At 59.3% G+C, this 22,679-nt stretch carries 19 protein-coding genes and 1 tRNA gene; 17 read left to right on the forward strand and 3 right to left on the reverse strand.

What is annotated here, in order from left to right; genetic code table 11:
- Positions 1–137 precede the first annotated feature (137 nt).
- The 3 genes from AAFF19_RS03180 to AAFF19_RS03190 are packed head-to-tail and all read right to left on the reverse strand — an operon-like array spanning position 138 to position 5,968.
- Complete coding sequence (locus AAFF19_RS03180; protein ID WP_342721306.1) at positions 138–1,550, reverse strand: efflux transporter outer membrane subunit; 1,413 nt, start codon at positions 1,548–1,550, stop codon at positions 138–140.
- Positions 1,543–4,698 carry an efflux RND transporter permease subunit gene (locus AAFF19_RS03185; RefSeq protein WP_342721307.1) on the reverse strand — a complete coding sequence of 1,052 codons (3,156 nt, stop codon included), beginning with the start codon at positions 4,696–4,698 and terminating at the stop codon, positions 1,543–1,545. Before AAFF19_RS03185 ends, AAFF19_RS03180 begins: the two co-directional genes overlap by 8 nt.
- A gap of 13 nt (positions 4,699–4,711) precedes the next feature.
- Positions 4,712–5,968, reverse strand: a complete 1,257-nt coding sequence (locus tag AAFF19_RS03190; RefSeq protein ID WP_342721823.1) for an efflux RND transporter periplasmic adaptor subunit — start codon at positions 5,966–5,968, stop codon at positions 4,712–4,714.
- A 193-nt stretch (positions 5,969–6,161) separates the two neighbouring features.
- Between AAFF19_RS03190 and AAFF19_RS03195 the strand changes: the two genes are divergently transcribed.
- The 17 genes from AAFF19_RS03195 to AAFF19_RS03275 all read left to right on the forward strand — a co-directional run bounded on the left by AAFF19_RS03195 (position 6,162) and on the right by AAFF19_RS03275 (position 22,610).
- Positions 6,162–6,791: a TetR family transcriptional regulator gene (locus AAFF19_RS03195; RefSeq protein ID WP_342721308.1), complete on the forward strand. Its 630-nt coding sequence runs from the start codon at positions 6,162–6,164 to the stop codon at positions 6,789–6,791.
- A 203-nt stretch (positions 6,792–6,994) separates the two neighbouring features.
- Positions 6,995–7,070 (forward strand) — tRNA-Arg (locus AAFF19_RS03200).
- A gap of 567 nt (positions 7,071–7,637) precedes the next feature.
- A complete protein-coding gene (locus AAFF19_RS03205; protein ID WP_342721310.1) occupies positions 7,638–8,723 on the forward strand; it encodes an IS630 family transposase in 1,086 nt (361 codons plus the stop codon).
- Between the two features lie 276 nt (positions 8,724–8,999).
- Positions 9,000–9,212: a hypothetical protein gene (locus AAFF19_RS03210; protein WP_182120693.1), complete on the forward strand. Its 213-nt coding sequence runs from the start codon at positions 9,000–9,002 to the stop codon at positions 9,210–9,212.
- A 599-nt stretch (positions 9,213–9,811) separates the two neighbouring features.
- The gene (gene urtA / locus AAFF19_RS03215; RefSeq protein WP_182120692.1) at positions 9,812–10,996 is read left to right on the forward strand and encodes an urea ABC transporter substrate-binding protein; all 1,185 of its coding nucleotides are present in this window, start codon (positions 9,812–9,814) and stop codon (positions 10,994–10,996) included.
- A gap of 65 nt (positions 10,997–11,061) precedes the next feature.
- Positions 11,062–11,964 (forward strand): urea ABC transporter permease subunit UrtB, encoded by a 903-nt coding sequence (gene urtB / locus AAFF19_RS03220; RefSeq protein ID WP_182120691.1) that lies wholly within the window; start codon positions 11,062–11,064, stop codon positions 11,962–11,964.
- Between the two features lie 3 nt (positions 11,965–11,967).
- Positions 11,968–13,011 (forward strand): urea ABC transporter permease subunit UrtC, encoded by a 1,044-nt coding sequence (urtC, locus tag AAFF19_RS03225; protein ID WP_182120690.1) that lies wholly within the window; start codon positions 11,968–11,970, stop codon positions 13,009–13,011.
- A gap of 50 nt (positions 13,012–13,061) precedes the next feature.
- A complete protein-coding gene (urtD, locus tag AAFF19_RS03230; RefSeq protein WP_182120689.1) occupies positions 13,062–13,820 on the forward strand; it encodes an urea ABC transporter ATP-binding protein UrtD in 759 nt (252 codons plus the stop codon).
- A gap of 12 nt (positions 13,821–13,832) precedes the next feature.
- Positions 13,833–14,522, forward strand: a complete 690-nt coding sequence (gene urtE, locus AAFF19_RS03235; RefSeq protein ID WP_182120688.1) for an urea ABC transporter ATP-binding subunit UrtE — start codon at positions 13,833–13,835, stop codon at positions 14,520–14,522.
- A 26-nt stretch (positions 14,523–14,548) separates the two neighbouring features.
- Positions 14,549–15,586, forward strand: a complete 1,038-nt coding sequence (locus tag AAFF19_RS03240) for an aliphatic amidase (RefSeq protein ID WP_182120687.1) — start codon at positions 14,549–14,551, stop codon at positions 15,584–15,586.
- A 37-nt stretch (positions 15,587–15,623) separates the two neighbouring features.
- Positions 15,624–16,430: a CbbQ/NirQ/NorQ/GpvN family protein gene (locus AAFF19_RS03245; RefSeq protein WP_182120686.1), complete on the forward strand. Its 807-nt coding sequence runs from the start codon at positions 15,624–15,626 to the stop codon at positions 16,428–16,430.
- Positions 16,431–16,444: 14 nt separating this feature from the next.
- Positions 16,445–18,136, forward strand: a complete 1,692-nt coding sequence (locus AAFF19_RS03250) for a VWA domain-containing protein (protein WP_291081792.1) — start codon at positions 16,445–16,447, stop codon at positions 18,134–18,136.
- A 122-nt stretch (positions 18,137–18,258) separates the two neighbouring features.
- Entirely contained in the window at positions 18,259–19,422 is a 1,164-nt protein-coding gene (locus AAFF19_RS03255) for a transporter substrate-binding domain-containing protein (protein WP_182120684.1), read from the forward strand.
- Positions 19,422–20,057 (forward strand): ANTAR domain-containing protein, encoded by a 636-nt coding sequence (locus tag AAFF19_RS03260; protein WP_182120683.1) that lies wholly within the window; start codon positions 19,422–19,424, stop codon positions 20,055–20,057. Before AAFF19_RS03255 ends, AAFF19_RS03260 begins: the two co-directional genes overlap by 1 nt.
- Positions 20,058–20,368: 311 nt before the next feature.
- The gene (locus tag AAFF19_RS03265) at positions 20,369–20,812 is read left to right on the forward strand and encodes a RidA family protein (RefSeq protein WP_246331082.1); all 444 of its coding nucleotides are present in this window, start codon (positions 20,369–20,371) and stop codon (positions 20,810–20,812) included.
- Positions 20,813–20,822: 10 nt separating this feature from the next.
- A complete protein-coding gene (locus tag AAFF19_RS03270) occupies positions 20,823–21,815 on the forward strand; it encodes an acetamidase/formamidase family protein (RefSeq protein ID WP_182120682.1) in 993 nt (330 codons plus the stop codon).
- A 33-nt stretch (positions 21,816–21,848) separates the two neighbouring features.
- Positions 21,849–22,610, forward strand: a complete 762-nt coding sequence (locus AAFF19_RS03275; protein WP_182120681.1) for an SDR family NAD(P)-dependent oxidoreductase — start codon at positions 21,849–21,851, stop codon at positions 22,608–22,610.
- Positions 22,611–22,679: the final 69 nt, after the last annotated feature.

A 22,679-nucleotide genomic window follows, 5' to 3' on the forward strand; every position in this document is an offset into this window, starting at 1 on the left:
TTTGATGAAATCAACCTTAAATTATATCTGCGGGTCTGCCCGCTCGGCCTGGACTACCCGCTGCCGTCAACACACGCCCCAACGCGCGCCCCCACATGCCGCACCTGCCTGGATGCAGGCACGGAGCGCAGTGGGCTTCAGGACGGTGCCCCCGCGGTTGCTGGGGGCGCGCCACCCCCCAGGGCCTTGTAGAGCGCCACCTGATTCTGCAGCTGTGCCAGCCGCACCTGCACGACGGCCTGTTGCGCCACAAACAGCGAGCGCTGGGCATCCAGCAGATCCAGATAGCTGGACACGCCGTTGCGGTACCGCAGGTCGGCGAGCTGCAGTCTGGCGGCCTCCGCTTGCGCCTGCGCCTGCTGTGCCCGGGCCTGCTCGCCCAGTGTGGCCTGGCCCGCCAGCGCGTCGGACACCTCACGGAACGCTGTCTGTATGGCTTTCTCGTACTGGGCGACGGCAATGCTCCGGCCTGCTTGCGCACTCTCGAGGTTTGCCTGGTTGCGCCCCGCATCAAAGATGGGAAGCAGAAGTGACGGTGCAATCGTGAACCCCCACGACCCGCCCTTGAACAGGCCGGACAGCTCTCCGCTGGCACTGCCCGCCTGGGCGGTAAGCGCTATCCGGGGGAAAAATGCGGCACGTGCAGCACCAATGTTGGCGTTCGACGCAATGAGCTGCTGCTCCGCCTGGAGAATGTCCGGCCGGCGGTTCAGCAAGTCGGACGGCAACCCCGCAGGCAATTGCGCCATCGCGGGCGCAGCCGCAAGTCGGCTGCCCGCGAGGCTGCCGCGAATGTCCTCGGGCAGCGATTGGCCCAGCAGCAATGCCAAGGCGTTTTCGTCCAGTGCGCGCTGCCGTTGCTGCTGGGCGAGCGTGGCACGCGCTGCCTCTGTCAGCGATTGGGCTTGGCGAAAATCGAGCTCGGAGGCAACTCCCGCATCCAGCCGCATCTTGGTCAGGCGTACCGACTCTTCGCGGGAAGCGAGGGTCTGGCGCGAGAGATCCAGCAATTCTTCGTCGGCCAAGAGGTTCAGCCAGCCATTGGCCACGGCGGCAATCAGGCTCACCTGGACTGCATTGCGCCCTTGCTCCGTGGCGAGGTACTGGGCCAAGGCTTGTTCCTTGAGGCTGGCAATGCGGCCGAAGAAATCGATCTCCCATGAAGAGATGGCCAAACCCACGCTGAAAGCGTTGGTCAGGTCCCCCGTGCCGGCGGCGGGTGCCCGGGACGCATTCGCAGCCAGGCCAACGCCGGGATACAGGTCGGCACGGCGCACCTGAAATGCTGCGCGTGCCTGCTCGATGTTGAGCACGGCGACACGCAGATCGCGGTTGTTGGCGAGGGCTACCTCGATCAAATGCTGCAGCCTGGGTTCGGCAAAGTAGTTCTGCCAGGGCACGGTGGCTGTGGCCACATCTTGTGCCATCGCTGCCGTGCTGGCATAGGTGGCGGGAACCGGGGCTTCGGGGCGCTCATATGTGGGGATGAAGGAGCAGCCCGCCAGCAGGGCAGCGGTTGCCAGTGCGATGGGTGCGCTGCGCTTAGTCATGGGTTCCAACTCCTGCTGCCTCTGCATGGCGGCGATTCATTTCCTGCTGGCGTGCGCTGCCTTTGAACAGGCCGCGCACCAATACGAAGAACACCGGCACAAAGAATACGGCAAGCGCCGTACCGGTGATCATGCCTCCCAGCACGCCGGTGCCGATGGCGCGCTGGCTGGCCGAGCCTGCGCCCGAGGCAATGGCCAGTGGCACCACACCCAGCCCGAAAGCCATGGAGGTCATGATGATGGGGCGAAAGCGCAGGTGTGCGGCGGTCAGGGCCGACTCGATCAATCCCTTGCCTTGCGCCTGCAGATCCTTCGCAAACTCGATGATCAGAATGGCGTTCTTGGCGGACAGCCCGATGATGGTGATCAGCCCCACCTGGAAGTACACGTCGTTCGAGTAGCCGCGTAGCAATGTGGCCAGCAGAACGCCCAGCACACCGAGCGGTACGACCAGAATCACAGCCAGGGGGATCGACCAGCTTTCATACAACGCTGCCAGGCACAGGAACACCGCCAGGATGGCAAAGCTGTACAGGATGAGCGACTGCGAGCCTGCAAGTTTTTCCTCGCGCGACTGACCCGTCCATTCGTAGCCAAAACCGGCGGGCAATTGCGCGGCCAGTTTTTCCATTTCGGCCATCGCAGCGCCCGTGCTCATGCCCGGTGCGGGCGAGCCAGAGATGCGCATGGCGGGATAACCGTTGTAGCGCACCGTTTGCTGCGCGCCGTTGACCCAGCGCGTGGTGGCGAAGGCCGATAGCGGCACCAGCTTGCCCTGGCGATTGGTGGCATGGATTTGCAGCAAGTCATCAGGCTGCATGCGCGCGGGCGCGTCGGCCTGGATCACCACACGCTGCAGGCGGCCCTGGTTCGGGAAGTCGTTCACGTAGGTCGATCCCAGTGCCGACGACAGGGACGAGTTGATCGCATCGAACGGCACGCCCAGGGCGTTGGCCTTGTCGCGGTCGATGTCGATCTGCAGTTGCGGCGCGTCTTCCAGGCCATCAGGGCGCACCTGGGCCAGCACCTTGCTCTGCGCGGCCATGCCCAGCAACTGGTTGCGGGCATTGACGAGCGCCTGGTGCCCCGCGCCGCTGCGGTCCTGCAGGCGGAAGGTGAACCCGCTGGCGCTGCCCAGTTCGGGGATGGGCGGTGGGCTGAGCGGAAAGATGAAGGCATCACGTATGCCCATCAGTCCTCCGAAGGCGCGGTTCGCCAGGTCCTGGGCCGACTGGCCCGGACCCGCGCGTTCCTTCCAGTCCTTGAGTGTCACGAATGCCAGCGCGGCGTTCTGACCCTGGCCAGAGAAGCTGAAGCCCAGCACCCCCACCATGCTCTGCACTTCAGGCTGCTTGAGAATGAACTCTTCCACCTGCTGCATCACATCCAATGTGCGCTCCTGTGTCGCACCGGGCGGCAATTGCACGTTGACGATGATGTTGCCCTGGTCTTCCCCCGGCAGGAACGATGTGGGCAGGCGCATGTAGACCACTACGACAGCACCAATGATGGCTGCATAGATGATGAGGTAGCGTGCCGCACGCTTGAGAATGCGGGCTACCAGTCCTTCGTAGCCCTTGGCGGTGCGCGAGAAGCCACGGTTGAACCAGCCAAAGAACCCCCGTTTTTCATGGTGGTGACCGGCTTCAACGGGTTTGAGCAGTGTGGCACACAGTGCAGGCGTCAGCGACAGCGCCATGAAGGCGGAGAAGCCGATCGACGCCACCATCACCGCCGAGAACTGGCGGTAGATGTTGCCCGTGGATCCGGCAAAAAATGCCAGCGGAACAAATACCGAGATCAGCACCACGGTCACGCCAATGATGGCTCCCGAGATCTGGCGCATCGCCTTGCGGGTGGCCTCCAGTGGCGGAAGGCCTTCCTCGCTCATGATGCGTTCGACGTTTTCCACCACCACAATCGCATCGTCCACCACGATGCCGATCACCAGCACCATGCCGAACATGGTCAGCACATTGATCGAGAAGCCAAGCGCCAGCAGCGTGGCGAACGTGCCCAGCAGTGCAATCGGAACAACAATGGTAGGGATGATGGTGTAGCGCCAGTTCTGCAAGAACAGGAACATGACCAGGAATACCAGGCCAACGGCTTCCAGCAGCGTGATGGCCACCTGCGTGATGGAAATATCGATGAAGCGCGAGCTGTCATACGGGATGCTCCAGGTCGTGCCTTCTGGGAAGTAGCGCGATAGCTCGTCCATCTTGGCGCGCACAGCCTTCGCGGCTTCCAGCGCATTGCCGCTGGGCGACAGCTGGACGCCGATACCCACGGCGGGCTTTCCGTTCAGGCGCGCCGTGGTGGCGTAGGCCTGGCCACCAAGTTCCACGCGCGCGACGTCCTTGATGCGCACTGTGGACCCATCAGTATTGGCGCGCAACACGATGTTGCCGAACTGCTCGACGCTCGACAGTTGGCCGTTGACGACCACTGTGGCGGCGATGCCCTGGCCCGCCACATTGGGCAGGTCGCCGATCGTGCCGCTGGCTACCTGTGCGTTCTGTGAGCGGATGGCCGCCGTGATTTCGGCGGCGGACAGGTTGAAGCTGACCATCTTGGCAGGGTCGATCCAGATGCGCATGGCGCGCTCGGTACCGAAAAGCTGCGCCTGGCCGATGCCGTTGACGCGTTGCAATTCGGGCACGATGTTGCGCGATGCGTAGTCCCCCAGTGCCACCGTGTCCATTTCGGGATTGGTGGACGAAAGCATCGTGAACAACAGGAAATTGGAGCGCGATTTGTCGACCCGTACGCCCTGCTGCGTCACGGCAGACGGCAGGCGCGGCGAGGCCCGCGACAACCGGTTCTGAACATCCACCTGGGCCAGATCGGCGTTCGTGCCCGGCTGGAAACTGAGCGTGATGCTGCCGGAGCCGTCTGCCTGCGCGACCGATTCCATATAGAGCAAACCGGGTGAGCCGTTCATCTCGCGCTCGATGACGGACAACACGCTGTCTTCCAGCGTCTGTGCAGATGCCCCAGGGTAGGCTGCATTGATGACGATGGCGGGTGGTGCCACCGGAGGGTACTGGGCAATCGGCAACTGGGTAATTGCCACGGCGCCCATCACCATGATGAACAAAGCGATCACCCACGCGAAGATCGGACGGTCAATAAAAAACTTGGCCATGGTTGGTCGCCCCTTATGGCTTGGAAGCCGCTGCGGTGGGGCTGGGCGCTGTTACAGCAGGCGCAGATGCCGTACCGGGTGCCTGCCACGGGACGGGTTTTACAGGTGTTCCGGGTGGCAGCATCTGCAGCTTCTGAAAGCCATCCACCATGACTTTCTCTCCGGCCTTGAGCCCGTCGAGAACGACCCAGCGGTTGTTCTGCGCCGCGCTGATCTTGATCGCCCGTTGGGACACCTTGCCATCGTCTCCCACCACACTGACGGTGTCGCCCTGCTGGGTCCGTGTCACGGCCTGCTGGGGGAGACTGATGGCATTGCTGGCTTGCGCCTGTTCAAGGCGCACCCGCAGGTACAGACCAGGCAGCAGTTCCCCTTTCGGGTTGGGCACTTCGGCGCGCAGTGTGACTTGGCCTGTGGTGGAGTCCACCGACAGATCGGTGAACAGCAGTTTCCCGGGCTGTTCGTACTCCGTGCCGTCACCCATGACGAGCTTGACACTGGCAGCGTTGCCGTCGCCAGTGCGCTTGAATTGCCCGCTTTCCACGGCACGGCGCAACCGGTATACGTCGCTTGCGGACTGGGTGAAGTTCACGTAAACAGGGTTGATTTGCTGCACGACAGCCAGTGGTGTTGCCTCGCCTTGACCCACCAGTGCGCCTTCGGTCACCAGTGCCCGGCCAATGCGGCCGGAGATGGGTGACGTCACGCTGGCGTAGCCGAGGTTGATATCTGCCGTGCGCACCGCAGCTTTCGCTGAGGCGACGTCAGCCAGTGCCTGCTTCTCAGCTGCCTCCGCATTTACGAATTCCTGTTTGCTGATGGCGTTTGCACCCACCAGCGGCCGATAGCGCTCCACCAGCGCGCTTGCCTGGGCCAGGTTGGCCTGGGCCTTCGCGAGGCTTGCCCGGGCGCTTTCGGCCGCTGCGGCGTAGGGCGCAGGATCGATACGGAACAGGGGCTGGCCCGCCTTCACATCGCTTCCTTCTTTGAAGAGCCGCTGCTGCAGGATGCCCGCTGCTCGCGCGCGCACCTCGGCAATTCGGGAGGCTTCAATGCGTCCTGGCAATTCGGTCACGAGCCCTATATCACCGGGCGTAGCAGTTACGACGCCCACCTCGACCGGAGGCATTTGGGCGCTGTTTCCAGGGGCTGGTTCGCCGGATTTGCCGCAAGCCGTCAAAAGCATCGTGGTCGTGAGAATGGCCAGTGCGGTGCGTGTCTTCTGCTTGGACAGGCTCAAAGGCGAGGTGGTGGTGCATGCGGCACGCATTTTTGGCATGGGAGACCTTTTGATGGGCATCAAAGAAGTGGGGGGCAGAAGCGGAGGGCGAATGTAGCGTTTCATCGCCGTCGGCAACCGTGGAAGCTGGTCTGAAATTATACATACAATCATGAATGTATAATTGCTACCAAGACCTTGCTGCGGAACGTCGGCGGTCGGGTTCAATGAGACAAGGAACGCTATGGCGCGTAAAACAAAAGAAGAGGCGATTGCAACGCGCAATGGGTTGATTGATGCTGCGGAATGTGTTTTTCTTGAGAAGGGCGTCTCGCGCGCATCGTTGAGTGACATCGCGCATGCTGCTGGAGCGACTCGTGGGGCCATCTACTGGCACTTCAAGGACAAGGTTGACCTGTTCAAGGCCATGATGGAGCGGGGAACCTTGCCGTTGGAGCAGGGGTACAGGGAGATTGAGTGCAGCACCTGCGCGGATCCCGTGCAGCGTTTGCGGGCGATGATGGCGTTGGTGCTGCGGACCGTGGCGTCTGATGAGCGCACACGGCGAGTTTTCGAAATTGCTTTGTACAGGGTGGAGTACGTGACGGATCTCGCAGGCGTGCGAGAGCGGCATGTAACAGCTTCTGAAGCCTTTACGCGGCAGTTGTCGCGGGATTTTGAGAACGCCGCGCAGTTACAGGGCATTGTCTTGCCGATGACGCCCATGGAGGCTGCGGTCGGCCTGCATGCGTTGTTCAATGGGTTGATGCAGAACTGGATATTGAATGAAGGTGCGTTTGATCTGGTGCGCGTCGGGCGCGTCAGCACGGATGCGTATCTGCTGGGACTTGGCTTGTCGCTACCGGCGGGTTGAGCGGGGTGGCGGCGCGCGGTGGGACGAATTGTGTGGCGAATGCAGGATCTTCCGGTTGGGGGTGGCCTGCTGACGTGCAATAATCGAAGTCTGCGCTGACGCGCGGTGTGCGGCTGTAGCTCAGTGGATAGAGTATTGGCCTCCGAAGGCTGTCGTCATCGGCGAAAAACGCAACAGGTAGACTCTTGGTCTCCAAACAGCATGCGGCTGTAGCTCAGTGGATAGAGTATCGGCCTCCGAAGCCGAGGGTCGTGGGTTCGATCCCCGCCAGCCGCACCAGAATTAACGACTTACGTGAGCTACTCATGCCCCACGCAGCAGTCGGTTGATTTCCTACCTACTCTTCTGAAGCCAGTGCTGGGCCCAGAGAAGTTCTAAGTGCAAGGGTCAGAGGCGTTCATGGCCATTTTCTGTGGCCCATCCGTGGCCCACTTGTAGCCCATCCAAAACCTATTGTCCTTCGGTGGAGGTCATGTTTGACTATTGGTCTTAGGCCCATTCAGCTTGCGCTGCATTCATCCGGCCGCCTGCCCTTACGAAGCAGGCATTTCTTCTTGCTTGCTGGAATCGAAATATTCGCGACAAGCGGTAGCTAATTTCGTTCGCGATTTCTTCACCTACCCCCTACCCCAAGCAGCGTGCCATGCCATTGACCTCGCTTCTCAATCATTTGTCGATCAAGGGCAAGAGTGTGTATGTCTTCGATGACCATCGCATAGCACTTGCTGCTTGAGCTAGCATCGGACTACCGATGTGATCCGCTTCTAGTGTCCTGAGTTAAAAATTCATTGAATTATTTTCCCTGACGGTGATCAGTCGTGTAGTGTGTTGTACGACGAGGTGGCCATGAGCGGAAGACCAAAGACTCCATTGGTGTTGGGCGCGACGGAGCGAGAGCAACTGATTGCGCTGACCAAGCGTCGCAAGACAGCGCAGGCCTTGGCCCTGCGAGCGCGGATCGTGCTCGCTTGCGCAGAGGGCTTGGACAACAAAGTGGTGGCAGCGCGCCTGCGGGTCACGCAGCAAACAGTTTCCAAGTGGCGGGGCCGTTTTGTTGAACTTCGCATGCAGGGTTTGTTGGATGCGCCACGTCCTGGCGCTCCGCGCACGATTGAAGATGAGCGCGTCGATGCAGTGATCGCCAAGACGCTGGAGTCTGTGCCAGTAGGCGCGACTCATTGGAGTACCCGCACCATGGCCCACGCAATGGGCATGTCACAGACGGCTGTCAGTCGAATCTGGCGGGCTTTCGGTCTACAGCCGCACCGCCAGGAGACGTTCAAGCTCTCCAGTGATCCGCTGTTTGTCGACAAAGTCCGTGACATCGTCGGCTTGTACATGGACCCGCCCGTCAAGGCGATGGTGCTGTGCGTGGATGAGAAGAGCCAGATACAGGCGCTGGACCGCACACAGCCGATCTTGCCGCTGGCACCAGGTATTCCTGAGCGCAGAACGCACGACTACATGCGCCATGGAACGACGACGCTGTTTGCGGCACTGGACATTGCCACGGGGGAGGTGATTGGACAGTTACACAGGCGCCATCGCAGCACGGAGTTTTTGCAGTTCCTGCGTACCATTGAAGCGAATGTGCCAGCCCAGCTGGATGTGCATTTGGTGATGGACAACTACGGCACGCACAAGACCCCTGCGGTCAAGGCATGGTTTGCAAGACACCCCAGGTTCCACGTGCACTTCACGCCAACCTCCGCGTCTTGGCTCAATCAGGTGGAACGTTGGTTTGCAACCCTGACCGAGAAGTACATCCGTCGCGGCACACACCGATCGACAAGACAGCTTGAGCAGGCGATTCGCCAATACCTGGAACTGAACAACTCAAATCCCACACCGTTCGTCTGGGTCAAGTCTGCCGATGACATCCTGGCGAGCATCGAGAGATTTTGTCTACGAATTTCTAACTCAGGACACTAGTGACCGGTCGCCCGCTGTGAACCATCTGGGCGGCGCAGCCAGCTGCTCTACATTGCTCCAGTCACCCGTTTCGCCAAGAAGATGTTCAACTTTCTCGTCACCTCCATCTATGGGGCCTGGGATCGCCCGCGCTACGAGTACGAACGCTGCAGGATTCTCGAGCAATCTCATGCTCACTGAGCAGAGAGGCGGTGCGGCTTGCGTTGCAGCTACGCTCCCGCTATACAAGCCGCACTTGGCATCTATATGGGGTAGAAAGAAAGCAAGCGTTGTTTTGTGGATGAACGTTCCCGGCGTTATCCGTGGCTTTTGGAGACCGATCGTGGTGTCTACCCGGTCGCCAAGGTGCTGATGATTGACAAGGGTGCACCGCTCACGTTGATTGCACTGAGCAACGGCAGACGCGTGATCTGTGAAGAGCGGCTGGTCGTGTGTGCCCGGACCGTGGGAGAGGAGCGGCAGATTGCTGCCAAGGGTGAAGGGAAATGAGGAAACCGGCACCAAGTGCAAACCAGTGAAAGGATCAGGTGTGTAGCAACGAACTCCTCTTACCCACGTGTTGGAGGGGCGATGCACTCATTCCCTGACCACCGGCATGGAGTTGAAGTTGATCTTGTCCGGTGAACTGTTTCCGATTTGATTTTCAAGCCTAGCCACGGGGACTCTTGCTGTGGCAAATGGCGCGGCCTTGCTAGGTCGAGACCGAGTCGTGTGGCCTTCACATCAACCACTTCCATAGGAGGCAGTAAGGGTATCTCCTATGGTGCGAGGTTTTAGCAGAGCATAAAAATGCGTCTGTCGAGAAATCGTCACCACTCATTCAACGTCGACTGCCAGTGCTGCCAGTCAGATGTTGGGCAAAAAAGCCCGAATCGGAATAACTCCGGTTCGGGCTTTTTCGTTTTCTGTCTTTCAACTTTGCTTCGGACGAGATCACACCCTCATCCGGCTGGCGGAGCTTTGCTTGATCGGAATTCTGTTGGGCTGTGGCGGTTGCTTGTCGGAGATCTTCTGTGTCTAGGGCTTACTTTTTCACAGGTGGATCACAAGTCGTCATTTCCGTAAACACAACTGCCAGGAGCTTGACCATGACTGAACTGAATCGCCGCGACATTATGAAGACCGGAGGATCGATGCTGATCCTTGGCGCAGCCGGGGGGGTGCCTGCAATCGCATCAGCGCAAGAGACCGTCAAACTGGGGCTCTTGCATTCGCTGTCGGGCACTATCGCCATCGCGGAGGCGTCTTTGGTCGATGCAGAAAAGCTCGCCATTGAGGAGATCAACGCAAGCGGTGGCGTCATGGGACGGAAGATCGAAGCTGTGGTCGAAGATGGTGCCAGCGACAACTCGGTTTTCGCAGAAAAGGCCCGCAAGCTTCTGGAGCGAGACAAAGTGGCTGCCATCGTGGGTTGCTACACCTCCGCCTCAAGAAAAGCGGTTCTGCCCGCACTCGGACGTGCCAAAGGTTTGCTGTACTACCCGACGTACTACGAAGGCCAAGAGCAGGACAAACAGGTTTTCTATCCATCGCAGGAGGCCACCCAATCGGTCATCGCCGCTGTGGAGTGGCTCGCTCGTGAAAAGGGCAAGACCTTCTTCTTGGTCGGCTCCGACTACATCTATCCCCGCACCTGCAACAAGATTGCGAAACCCACCATCGTGAAAGCTGGCGGCAAGGTGCTTGGCGAGGAATACGCCCCACTGGGTCACACCGAGTTCTCCTCGATCATCAACAAGATCAAGGCCGCAAAACCAGACTGCATCTACAGCACAGTCGTCGGTGGCTCCAACGTAGCCTTCTACAAGCAACTGCGCGCGGCTGGCCTTGACGGCTCGAAGCAGGTGCTGTTGTCCACGGTGGTTTCTGAAAACGAAATCGAAGGTATCGGCAAGGATAACGCGGCTGGCTACTACGCCTGCATGGGGTACTTCCAGAGCATCAAGTCGCCTGGCAACGAAAAATTCGTGAAAGCCTTCAAAGCGAAGTATGGACAGGATCGGGTTATCGGAGACCCGATGCAAGTGGCCTACAACAGCGTCTACCTGTGGAAGATGGCTGTGGAGAAGGCCAAGTCCTTTGACGTGGACAAGGTGATTGCCGCCTCGGGAGGCATCGAGCTGCAAGCCCCTGAAGGCACCGTGCGCATGCACGCTACGAACCACCATGTGTGGAAGAAAGTGCGCATCGGACGCGCACGCCCTGACGGTCAATTCGAAATCGTGTGGGAAGCCCCTGCATTGGTTGAGCCCAATCCCTTCCCCAAGATCTGAGGAAGCAGGACCGATGACCGGGCGCCGCTGGCGCTCGGCCATTTCAACGCAGCAGGAGCGGCAGGATGAGTTTCGATATTGCAGTGATGCAGATGTTCAACGGGGTCAGCCTGTTCAGCATTCTGTTGTTGATGGCGATTGGTTTGGCCGTGGTGTTCGGACTCATGGGCGTGATCAACATGGCCCATGGCGAATTGATGGCCTTGGGTGCGTACATGACGTACGTGGCATCACTGGCCTTCGAGCGCTGGGCGCCAGCCTGGATGGACGTTTACCTGTTCGCCGCCATACCCTTCGCATTCATGGTGACCTTTGCGTTTGGCTACGCACTGGAACGCGGCTTCATCCGCTTCTTCTACAACCGTCCGCTGGACACGCTACTGGCCACTTGGGGCCTGAGTCTCATCATGCAGCAGACTTACCGCACCGTATTCGGCGCGCAAGAGGTCAGCGTGCCGCTGCCCAGCTGGCTCGCCGGCGCCTGGGAGCCGGTGGTGGGCATTCAGTTGCCGATCACGCGCATCTTCATCGTCGGTCTGACGATCACGGTCGCGGTGGCGGTCTACATGTTGTTGTACCAGACCCGCTGGGGCGTGAAGGTTCGCGCGGTGACGCAGAACCGCGCCATCGCCGGCGCCACAGGAATCAATACCCAGCGGGTTGACGCCCTCACATTCGCGCTCGGTTCGGGTCTTGCCGGTATCGCCGGCTGTGTGTTCACCATGATCGGCTCCACCAACCCGGGCACAGGTCAGCTCTACATCGTCGACTCTTTCATCGTCGTGGTTTTCGGTGGCGTGCAGAGCCTTGCGGGTACAGCACTTTCTGCTTTTGCCATCGCTCAGACGCAAACATGGCTGGAGTTCCTCATGAGCGGATCGATGGCCAAAGCCACCATCCTGTTGCTCGTCATCGTGGTTCTCTACTTCCGACCGAATGGCCTGTTTGCTTTGCGCACCCGGAGCTGAACCATGCAAGACAACAAACACAAGCGCAGCCTCGTCTCCACCATTCTCTTGATCGGTCTCTTGGTGGTGGTGCTCCCCCTCGTGCTGGACCCGTTTCGCCTGAACCTGATCGGCAAGTACCTGGCGTTCGCATTTGTTGCGCTCGGCATTGTGCTGACCTGGGGCTACGGAGGCATCTTGAGCCTGGGTCAGGGTGTGTTCTTCGGTCTGGGTGGTTACATGATGGCGATGTTTCTGAAGCTCGAGGCTTCGGCACCTGAACTCCCGGACTTCATGGTCTGGAGCAGCGTGGAGCAACTCCCAACCTGGTGGATTCCTTTCAAATCTCTTGGACTCACAGTGCTGTGCATCGTCGTGATTCCCGCTGTATTGGCCTACGTGTTCGCGTACGCGATCTTTCGCCGCCGGGTCAGCGGCGTTTACTTCGCGATCGTGACGCTGTCCCTTGCGCTCACCCTCACCGTGGTCGTGATCGGGCAGCAAGGAGACACAGGCGGTGCGAACGGCATCACCGATTTCCGAACCTTGCTTGGCATGGACATCCTGTCCGATCACTCGTTGAGGATGCTGTATTTCGTCGAAGTCGCGGTGCTGTCGCTGGCCATGCTGTTGTCTCTGGCGGTGGTGCGCAGCCGCTTCGGAAAGATCCTGATCGCCATCCGAGACCGCGAAGACCGGGTTCGCTTCAGTGGCTACGACACGGCGCACATGAAGGCGTTTGTCTTTGCCTGTGGTGCCTTGCTGGCGTCCTTGGGTGGCGCGTTCTTCACCCTCCAGGTGGGTTTGATTGCGCCCAGCGTCATTGGTGTCGTGGCGTCGGTGGAGATGGTGATCTACGCAGCTGTGGGAGGGCGCATGTCGGTGCCAGGTGCCGTCGTCGGTGCCTTGCTCATCGGCTTCCTCAAGTCGTACTTGTCGGAGGCATTTCCCGAGGGTTGGCTCTACTTTCTGGGAGCTGTCTTCATCCTGGTGGTGTGGGTCATGCCCAACGGGTTGGCGGGGCTGATGGACCAGTGGTCCAACCGCCGTCGGAGCAGGGCTTCGTGATGAATGTCAGCGCCACTCTCCCACGAGTCCCACACAACGGTGCCAATCCTATGTCTCAAACGGCTACCCATACGAGTGAAAAAGTGCTCGTCGTCGAAGACCTCACGGTCTCGTTCGATGGTTTCAAAGCGGTGGACTCCCTGAGTCTTTCTGTGGACCGAAACGAGCTGCGCGTGATCATCGGGCCCAACGGCGCGGGCAAGACCACGTTGCTCGACATGATCTGCGGAAAGACCAAGCCTACGTCGGGGCGGGTGATGTTCAACGACATGGACATCACGCGCCTGACCGAGCACCAGATTGTGCGGGCGGGCGTAGGTCGAAAATTTCAGACGCCATCGGTTTACGAGGACCTCACGGTGCTCGAAAACCTCGAAATTTCCCTACCGCGCACACACGGTGTCTTTCAGTCTTTGACCTTTCGGCGAACACCCGAGGTCATGGACCGCATTCACGCGATGGCCGAGAAGATCTATCTCATCGAGGCCATCCACAGCCGTGCCGGTCAGCTCAGCCATGGACAAAAGCAGTGGCTTGAAATCGGGATGTTGCTCATGCAGGAGTCATCCCTGCTGCTGCTCGACGAACCCGTGGCGGGCATGAGTCCTCGTGAGCGCGAGCAGACCGGTGATTTGCTCAGTCTCATCGCTGCCGGCAAGTCCGTGATCGTGATCGAGCACGACATGGACTTCGTCAAACGCATTGCGCACAAGGTCACCGTACTCCATCAGGGAAAGCTTTTGAGCGAAGGCAGCGCAAGCGAGGTTCAGCAAGATCCCCGCGTCATCGACGTTTATCTTGGCCATTGAGGAGAGAACAGCATGTTGGAGATTTCTCAACTCAATGTCGCCTACGGCGAGTCCCATGTGATCCACGATGTGTCGTTCAAGGTAGGCCCGCGAGAGTCTGTGGCCATCATGGGTCGCAACGGGATGGGGAAGACCACCTTGCTCAAGTCCCTGATCGGGCTGCTTCCGGTGCGTTCGGGTGCGATCCGGTTGGATGGCGCGGAGATGGTCGGGCAGCCCAGCTACCGTCGCGTGCAAAACGGCATGGCCTTCGTCCCGCAAGGCCGCATGGTGTTCCCTTTTCTCTCGGTGGAGCAAAACATCCTCTGCGGAGCCGAGCACTCTGGTTATCGGCAGGTACCCGACTACATCTACCAGTTCTTCCCGGTGCTGAAGGACATGAAGCAGCGCAAGGCAGGGAATCTCTCGGGCGGTCAGCAGCAGATGCTGGCCATCTCGCGAGCCTTGGTCTCCGACCCGAAAGTTCTGATTCTTGATGAACCCACCGAAGGCATCCAGCCTTCAATCATCAAGGAAATTGCACAGACCCTCAACGTTCTTCGCCATGAGCGGGGATTTGCCGTCGTGGTGTCTGAGCAGGTACTGAGTTTTGCCCTGGATCTGGCTGACCGGTTTCTGGTCATCGATCGCGGGCGGATCGTGCACGAAGAAATGCGTGCTGAGCTCAATCAGGAAAAAGTGAAGTCGTTCCTGACCGTTTAACCCCCAACCCCTCCCAGGAGATTTTCATGAGACATGGTGACATTTCCAGCAGCAACGATTGTGTCGGCGTCGCGGTCGTCAACTACAAAATGCCCCGCCTGCACACCACCGCAGAGGTGTTGGCAAATGCGCGCGCCATTGGTGAGATGCTCGTTGGCATGAAGAAGGGACTGCCCGGCATGGACCTGGTGATCTTTCCAGAATATTCAACGCACGGGATCATGTACGACTCGAAAGAGATGTACGAGACCGCTTCGACAGTTCCAGGCGCTGAGACGGAGATTTTTGCCGAGGCTTGCCGCAAGGCCAACGTCTGGGGTGTGTTTTCCTTGACGGGAGAGCGTCACGAAGAACACCCCAACAAGGCGCCTTACAACACGCTCATCCTGATGAACAACAAGGGGGAGATTGTTCAAAAGTACCGAAAGATCATGCCTTGGGTGCCTATCGAGGGTTGGTATCCCGGCGACTGCACGTATGTCTCTGAAGGCCCGAAGGGCATGAAGATGAGCTTGATCATCTGCGACGACGGCAACTACCCTGAGATCTGGCGTGATTGCGCCATGCGCGGTGCAGAACTGATCATTCGTTGCCAAGGCTATATGTATCCCGCCAAGGAACAGCAGATCATGGTGTCCAAGACCATGGCTTTCCTCAACAACACTTACGTTGCGGTGGCCAACGCGGCTGGGTTCGACGGTGTGTATTCGTACTTCGGCCACTCGGCCGTGATCGGCTTCGATGGCCGCACGCTGGGCGAGTGCGGTGAGGAGGAGATGGGCATCCAGTACGCTGAACTGTCCATGAGCCTGATCCGTGACGCGCGCAAAAACGGGCAATCGCAAAACCACCTGTTCAAACTGGTGCACCGGGGCTACACCGGGTTGATCAACTCGGGCGATGGCGACAAAGGTGTAGCTGCTTGCCCTTACAACTTCTACGCCAACTGGATCAACGATCCGGAAGGAACGCGCGAAATGGTGGAGTCGTTCACACGCACCACCGTGGGCACGGAGGAATGCCCGATCGAGGGCATCCCCAACGCCGCGACCAAGCATCGCTGAGCCCGAGACGCGTCTTCTTCATCTTCAGGATCCTTGCATGTCAACAGCACTCGACGAGTACCTCATACGCACCGAACCGTTCTACCAGGCAGCGGGTCCCGAGATCGAGTGTTATGAGCGCGCGTACGCGCATCGGATGCCGTTGATGCTGAAAGGTCCTACCGGCTGTGGGAAGACGCGCTTCGTCGAATACATGGCGTGGAAGCTGCAGCGCCCGTTGGTGACGCTGGCCTGCAACGAAGACATGACAGCTTCCGATCTGATCGGGCGCTATCTCCTCGATGCCGATGGAACTGCGTGGCACGACGGGCCCATGACGCTCGCCGTGCGCCACGGTGGCATCTGTTACCTCGACGAGGTAGTGGAGGCTCGACAGGACACGACGGTGGTGATCCATCCGCTCACCGATGCTCGCCGCATTCTCCCGCTGGACAAAAAAGGCGAGGTCGTAAAGGCGCACCCGGACTTCCAGTTGGTGGTGTCGTACAACCCGGGCTATCAGAGCAGCTCCAAAGACATGAAGCCATCAACGCGGCAACGGTTTGCCTCGTTGGAATTCGACTACCCACCCGAAGACAAGGAGGTCAGCATCGTGGCACACGAAGCCGGAGTGTCTGACGTGTTGGCACGGCAGTTGGTCACCATCGCTCACTGCACCCGTGCACTGAAGCAAAAGGGATTGGACGAAGGCGTGTCCACTCGTATGCTCATCTACGCCGGCATCCTCATCCGAGACGGCATGTCGAAAGCCCAGAGTTGTGAAATGACGATGATCCGCCCGCTGACAGACGATCCCGACATGGCGCTGGCCATCCGCAATTTTGTCACTGCCCAGTTTGGATGACCGTGTCGCCTCACGTGAGCTCCGAGCTGTCGGGCGTTGAGCCTTTGTCGGGTTTACTGCCAGCGTTGCGCTTGCTGGCGCACGGGTTGAGCAACGGCCAGATCGCAGTGGAGGACAACAGCATGACGGGTCGGACAGAGCGCGCTGTGCTCACATCCACCCAGCTCTTGCTCACCAGCCGCCCAATGGATGAGAAGCCCGCTTTACCCGAGCGTCTGTTCGGCTTATTGCGCGCGACGGTGGCCCATGCCGTGGCGCACCGGCGGTTCTCTCGCCCTGCACTTCCGACGCACACGCTGAAGCCCTTGGGGCTCGCTGTTGTTTCTGCGATAGAAGACGCCCGAGTCGAGCGCCTGTTGTGGTGCAGGTATCCAGGTGTGCGCCAATGGTTTCTGGAGCACCTGGCCCCGGTCCCCGATCCAGGTGACCTGAGCTTTGAAGCACTCGTCTCACGCATGGACCGCATCTTGCTGGACCCTGGGTACAGCGACGACAACCATTGGGTCAACAAAGCAAAACGACTGTTCGAAGAGGTGGCCGCGGCACATGGGCTGGAGGCCTACGACGAGTTTCGTGCGGTCGCGTCCATCTTGGCCAATGACCTGGGCCAGATGCGCGTTCGTTTCGATCCGCAGCACCACGTCGTGCCCTCGCCCTATCGGGATGACAACAGTTACTTGTGGACGTTTCCCGAAAACAATCAGGCCCAGGACGAGGCGATCGCCTCACCTCAGTCGGCTACCCCCCGCATGGCGAATGTGACCAACGGGGACGCTTCGTCATCTCCGCAGGACAACCAGGAGGAAATGGAACTCGGCAGGTTTGTGTACCCCGAGTGGCACCACGTGCTGGATCTCTGGCGCCATAACTGGTGCACCGTGTTGGAAAAGCTGCCAAGCAGCTCGGTCCAGGGGCCATCACGAGGTGGCATTGCCGCTGCCCATTCCGTCAAGCCGATGGCCCTTCGTCGTTTGAGACGATTGAGCCGCCGGCACCGGTTGCGAAGGCAGTGGGAGGGCGATGACATCGACCTGAACGCCGCCATCGAAGTGTTGGTCGATCGTCGACTCAGCCTTCAGCCTGAGCCGCGTTTGTTCATGCGAGCAGGGCGGGAGACTGGGGCCTCCAGCATTCTGGTGCTGCTCGATCTTTCCGAGTCGACCAACGAACCTTGCGGTTCTTCTGGTCAGACCTTGCTGGATCTGGAAAAGCAAGCGGCTTTCATGCTGGCGGACGCGACCGCCAACACAGACGACCGCATTGCCATACATGGGTTCAGCTCCAACACGCGGGCGCAGGTGGACTACCACCGGATGCTTGAGTTCGGAGTGCCACTGCAAGGCGCAGCCCGATCCCGCCTGGCTTCGGTGCCAGGGCGCCACTCGACCCGCATTGGAGCGGCACTCCGCCATGCCAGCGCTTTGTTGCAGGATGAGGGGGACAATCGACGCGCGATCTTGCTCGTGACCGACGGCGCACCAGCGGATGTGGACGTGTTCGACTCCGAGTACCTCACAGAAGACGCGCGGGTGGCGGTGATGCAAGCCCGAGTGGCTGGCGTGAGAGTTTTTTGTATTGCCGTGGACGCCCAGGCCGACCATTACGTTCGCAGAATATTTGGCTGGCGGGACTATTGCATTGCCGAGAACGCTTCATCTCTTCCTACTCAGCTTCAACGGGCTTATGCCCGACTGGTCGGAGGATGAAGCATGTACGACTTGTGCAGCCACAGGTTGTGTTGTCAAGATGGGGATGTTTGCAACCATGCGTGAGAAGCTTTTGCCGCGCAAGCGGTGCGGGTGCGGCGTGAGCCGTAAAGGGGAGCCTAATGGCTAACAAAGACCCTATCAGGGTCGGTATATTGTTTTCCGCGACGGGTGTGACATCGACCATCGGGTTATCGCAGATGCATGGCGCCCTCTTGGCTGTTGATGAAATCAATGACTCGGGCGGCATAGACGGCCGGGAGCTGCAGCCCGTGCACTACGACCCCGAATCCAACCCGATTCGCTACGCTGAGTTGACCGAACGCCTCATCCATCGGGACGGCGTGAACGTGATTTTTGGCTGTTACATGTCCAGCAGTCGAAAGGCGGTGATTCCGATCATCGAAAAGTGGAACAAGCTGCTGTTTTATCCCACGCTGTACGAAGGCTTCGAGTATTCCGCCAATGTTATCTACACCGGGGCCGCTCCCAACCAGAACAGCGTGCAGCTGGCCGAATTCATAACGTCGAATTTTGGCGCCCGTGTGTATCTGATCGGATCCGACTACATCTACCCCTATGAGTCCAACCGGATCATGGGTGAGTTGGTCCTGCAGCGCCAAGGCAGCGAAAAACTGGCAGAGCGTTACGTACCTCTCGACGCGACCGAGCGCAATTTCGCAGATGTCATGTCGGACATCCGTAACAAGCGACCAGACTTCATTTTCTCTACGGTGGTCGGCGATTCCACTGCATCGTTGTACCGGGCTTACGCAGATGCCGGCTTCGACCCCAAGACGATGCCGATTGCCAGTCTGACGACTTCCGAGGCGGAAATTTCGCAGATGGAGCGTGGCCTTGCGACAGGTCACTACACATCTGCCCCTTATTTTCAGTCGATCGACTCGGAGGCCAACCGACGCTGCCTCACCAATCTTCGACAGCGGGTTGGTGACTCATGTGTTCCGAATCTATGCTGGGAAGCGTCATACTTCCAGATGCACATATTTGCCAACGCAATGCGCCATGCAGGCAGTGACGACATCTCGACATTGATGCCTTACATCCTGGGTAGCGAATTCGACGCGCCTCAGGGCCGGGTGAAGATTGATCCGACCAATCACCACACCTGCCTCTACCCGCGTATTGGTCGGGTCAATTCCGATGGGCAGTTCACGATCGTCCGCCAGGCCCGCCGATCGGTGTACCCGGATCCTTACCTCGTGACTCATTCACTGGGTGACTGGGCAGCGCGTTTGGACACGCTGGACAAGTTGGAGTGCTGATGAGCGAACAGGGTGAACACCGTTCTTCGTTGCGGGCCACGCCCCAGCAGCTCAAAGAACTGCGAACCTTGAATGTTGCAGTGATTCATCCCGACGACGCGGACGGACGCCAGCTTACCCAACAACTGCAGCGCATTGGTTGCAAGGTACAGGCCTTCTGGCCACCAGTGCATTCGATCTCCAAAGATGTCGATGTCGCATTTGTTGCTGTTCGACCCGACATCCTGAACTTGAATATGGACTGGGCACGATCCGAAGATGCTCCCACGGTCATTGCCGTTGTCAACTACGAAAACCCGACCATCGTGGAGGTGGTGCTGGGTTTGGGGGCCAAGGCAGTGCTTCCCTCGCCGGTCCGAACGTTTGGCTTGCTTTCAACGTTGGTGCTGGCGCGAGAGTCACACAAGGAAAATCGTGGCTTGCAAAGGCGCTTGCGCAAGGTTGAGGCGAAGCTGGTTGGCGTGCGACACATCGCTGACGCAAAGGTGATTCTGATGAAAACCCATCACGTTTCAGAAACTGAAGCCTACGACCTCATTCGTGAAAAAGCCATGAGCACGCGCTCCACAACAGAGGAGGTTGCCAAGGCGATCTTCGAGGCACATGAAGTGCTATCAATGGGTGGAAAGCGCTGAACGTTTCAAATCGACGAGAGCAAAGGTTTGTCGGTGTGGCAGTTAGTACCGTGCATGGATTCGGAAGTCGACTCCTGGGCTCTTATGAGGCATCAAATCCGCTTTCCATGGTGACCTAGAGTAGTTCCGTCAGAAAGAGATCGGCAGACCAGAGGCTGCCCTGCTTCAAACGAAAGAGAGTCGGATGCAGGGTGGACATCGTTGGATTATTCGTGAAAAAGCAGGGCTTCGTTAACCTGACTGCTGGCTCAGTTTTGACTCGGAGATCGTCACATCGGCATGTAGGATCACTCCACCAAATATCAACGAAGATGTCCAGCCAACCGCTATTGAAATCTCCAGTCTTTCACATGATCGCCGGCGCACCAGATCCCGTTGCGCCCTTCAGTCATGCCGTTGAATGCGATGGGTGGGTGTTTGTCACCGGACAAATGCCCTTCGTTGACACCTCGTTGGACACCCCTTACCCGGACGGTATCGAGGCCCAGACGCGGCAAGTCTTGAAGAACCTCCGGACCGTTCTGGCCGGTTGCGGTCTAGGACTGGAGCATGTGGTCTCCGTGCGTGTTTACCTCACGCATTTCGAGGCTGACTACGCGGCAATGAATGCCGTGTATGCCAGCCATTTTGAGGGCGGGAGGTATCCCGCTCGAACATGCGTTGGCGTGACTGGCCTGGCCAAGGGTGCCCGGATCGAAATCGATCTCGTGGCGTGTCGAAGCGGCCTGCCGGTCTCTGCCGAACCACTTGCCTGAAGGAGCTTGGATGAACTGGTTGGATAACTCGATCATGCGACAGCGCGGCGTGGCGCAGGGCCGGGCGCCAGAGACACACGCGCTGACCGAAGCGGTCCAAGGCAAATACCACTACACCATCGGCCCATACTCGGACCCCGTGTTGAAGATTCGTCCGGGCGACCGCGTGGTAGTGGAAACGCGTGATGCTTTCGAAGGCAAGGTGAAGACCGAGCAGGACCTGCCTTCGCGCGTGTTGAGCATGCCCTTTGTCAACCCGCAGAACGGTCCCATCATGGTGGAGGGCGCCAGCAAGGGGGACGTCCTGGCGGTGTACATCGAAAAGATGTCTCCAAGGGGTGACAACCCCCGCGGCACCTGCGCGATGATTCCCCAGTTTGGTGCTCTCAGCGGCACATCGCTCACTGCGCTGTTGGCAGAGGATCTTCCCGAGATCGTGCGCAAGGTGAACGTGGATGAAGAGGGCGTGTACTGGAGCAAGCGCGTCACGCTGCCATACCGTCCACACATCGGCACGCTGAGCTGCAGCCCGGAGATCGACTCGATCAACACGCTCACGCCCGACGCGCACGGCGGCAACATGGACTTGCCCGACATGGGCCCAGGCAGCATCACCTACTTGCCGGTTCGCAGCGAGGGCGGGCGCTTGTTCATCGGCGACGCACACGCCTGTCAGGGTGACGGCGAGGTCTGCGGCACAGCGGTGGAATTCTCCAGCACGACGACCATTCAAGTTGACCTCATCAAAGGCTGGCAGCTGGAATGGCCACGGCTTGAGAACGAGGTCATGATCATGGCCATCGGCAGCGCCAGACCACTTGAAGATGCCACGCGCATCGCCTACAAAGAGCTGATCCTGTGGATGGAAGCCGAATATGGCTACGACCGCTGGGACGCCTACATGATGCTCAGCCAATGCGGACAGGTCCGCCTGGGTAACTTTGTCGATCCCAAGTACACCGTCGGCGCAGGCATCAGCAAGAAGTACCTCGCGCCTGCCTGAGCAAAGCGCAATTCAAACCAGCAAGGAGAAAAAATGGATCTCGGATTGAAGGGCCTGAAGGCCGTGGTGACCGGCGGCACAAAGGGCATTGGACGCGCCATCGCGCAGACGCTGGCGGCCGAAGGCGCTCATGTGGCCTTCTGCGCACGCAACGCCGAGGAGGTTGCACAGGCGGTGAAAGACTTCCCCAACAACGGCGTGAAGATCAGTGGGCGCGCAGTCGATGTTGCCGACGGGCCGGCGTTAGCCGCGTGGGTGAACGATGTGGCCGCTGAGTTCGGCGGGATCGACATCGTTGTTGCCAACGTCAGTGCACTGGCGATCGCCACCGATGAGGCCGCCTGGCAGCGTGGCTTCGAGGTCGACATGATGGGAACGGTCCGGCTAGTCAACGCCGCCATGCCCCACCTTGAGAAAAGCAGCAAGGCCTCCATTGTGACGATCTCCAGCGTCTCCGGCCGGGAGATCGACTTTGCCTCGGGCCCTTATGGAGCCTTCAAAGCGGCCATCGTCCATTACACACAAGGCCTTGCCCATCACCTGGCAGGCAAGGGCATTCGCGCCAACACCGTCTCGCCTGGCAACACCTACTTTCCCGGTGGCGTCTGGAGCCAGATTGAGACCGGCAATCCTGAGTTTTTTAAAATGGCTCTGGGCATGAACCCAACCGGGCGCATGGGCACGCCCCAAGAGATGGCCAATGCGGTTGCCTTTCTGGCAAGTCCTGCAGCGAGTTTCATCACCGGGACAAATCTCGTCGTTGATGGCGCGCTGACCAAGGGTGTTCAGTTGTAGTTTTCCGGTCTGGCCCTTGCGAAGAATGCCGGAAGGTACCTAGAAACCAGCGATGTGTGGTGACTTACG

It is taken from the genome of Acidovorax sp. FHTAMBA (genome assembly GCF_038958875.1).
GTDB lineage: Bacteria > Pseudomonadota > Gammaproteobacteria > Burkholderiales > Burkholderiaceae_C > Acidovorax.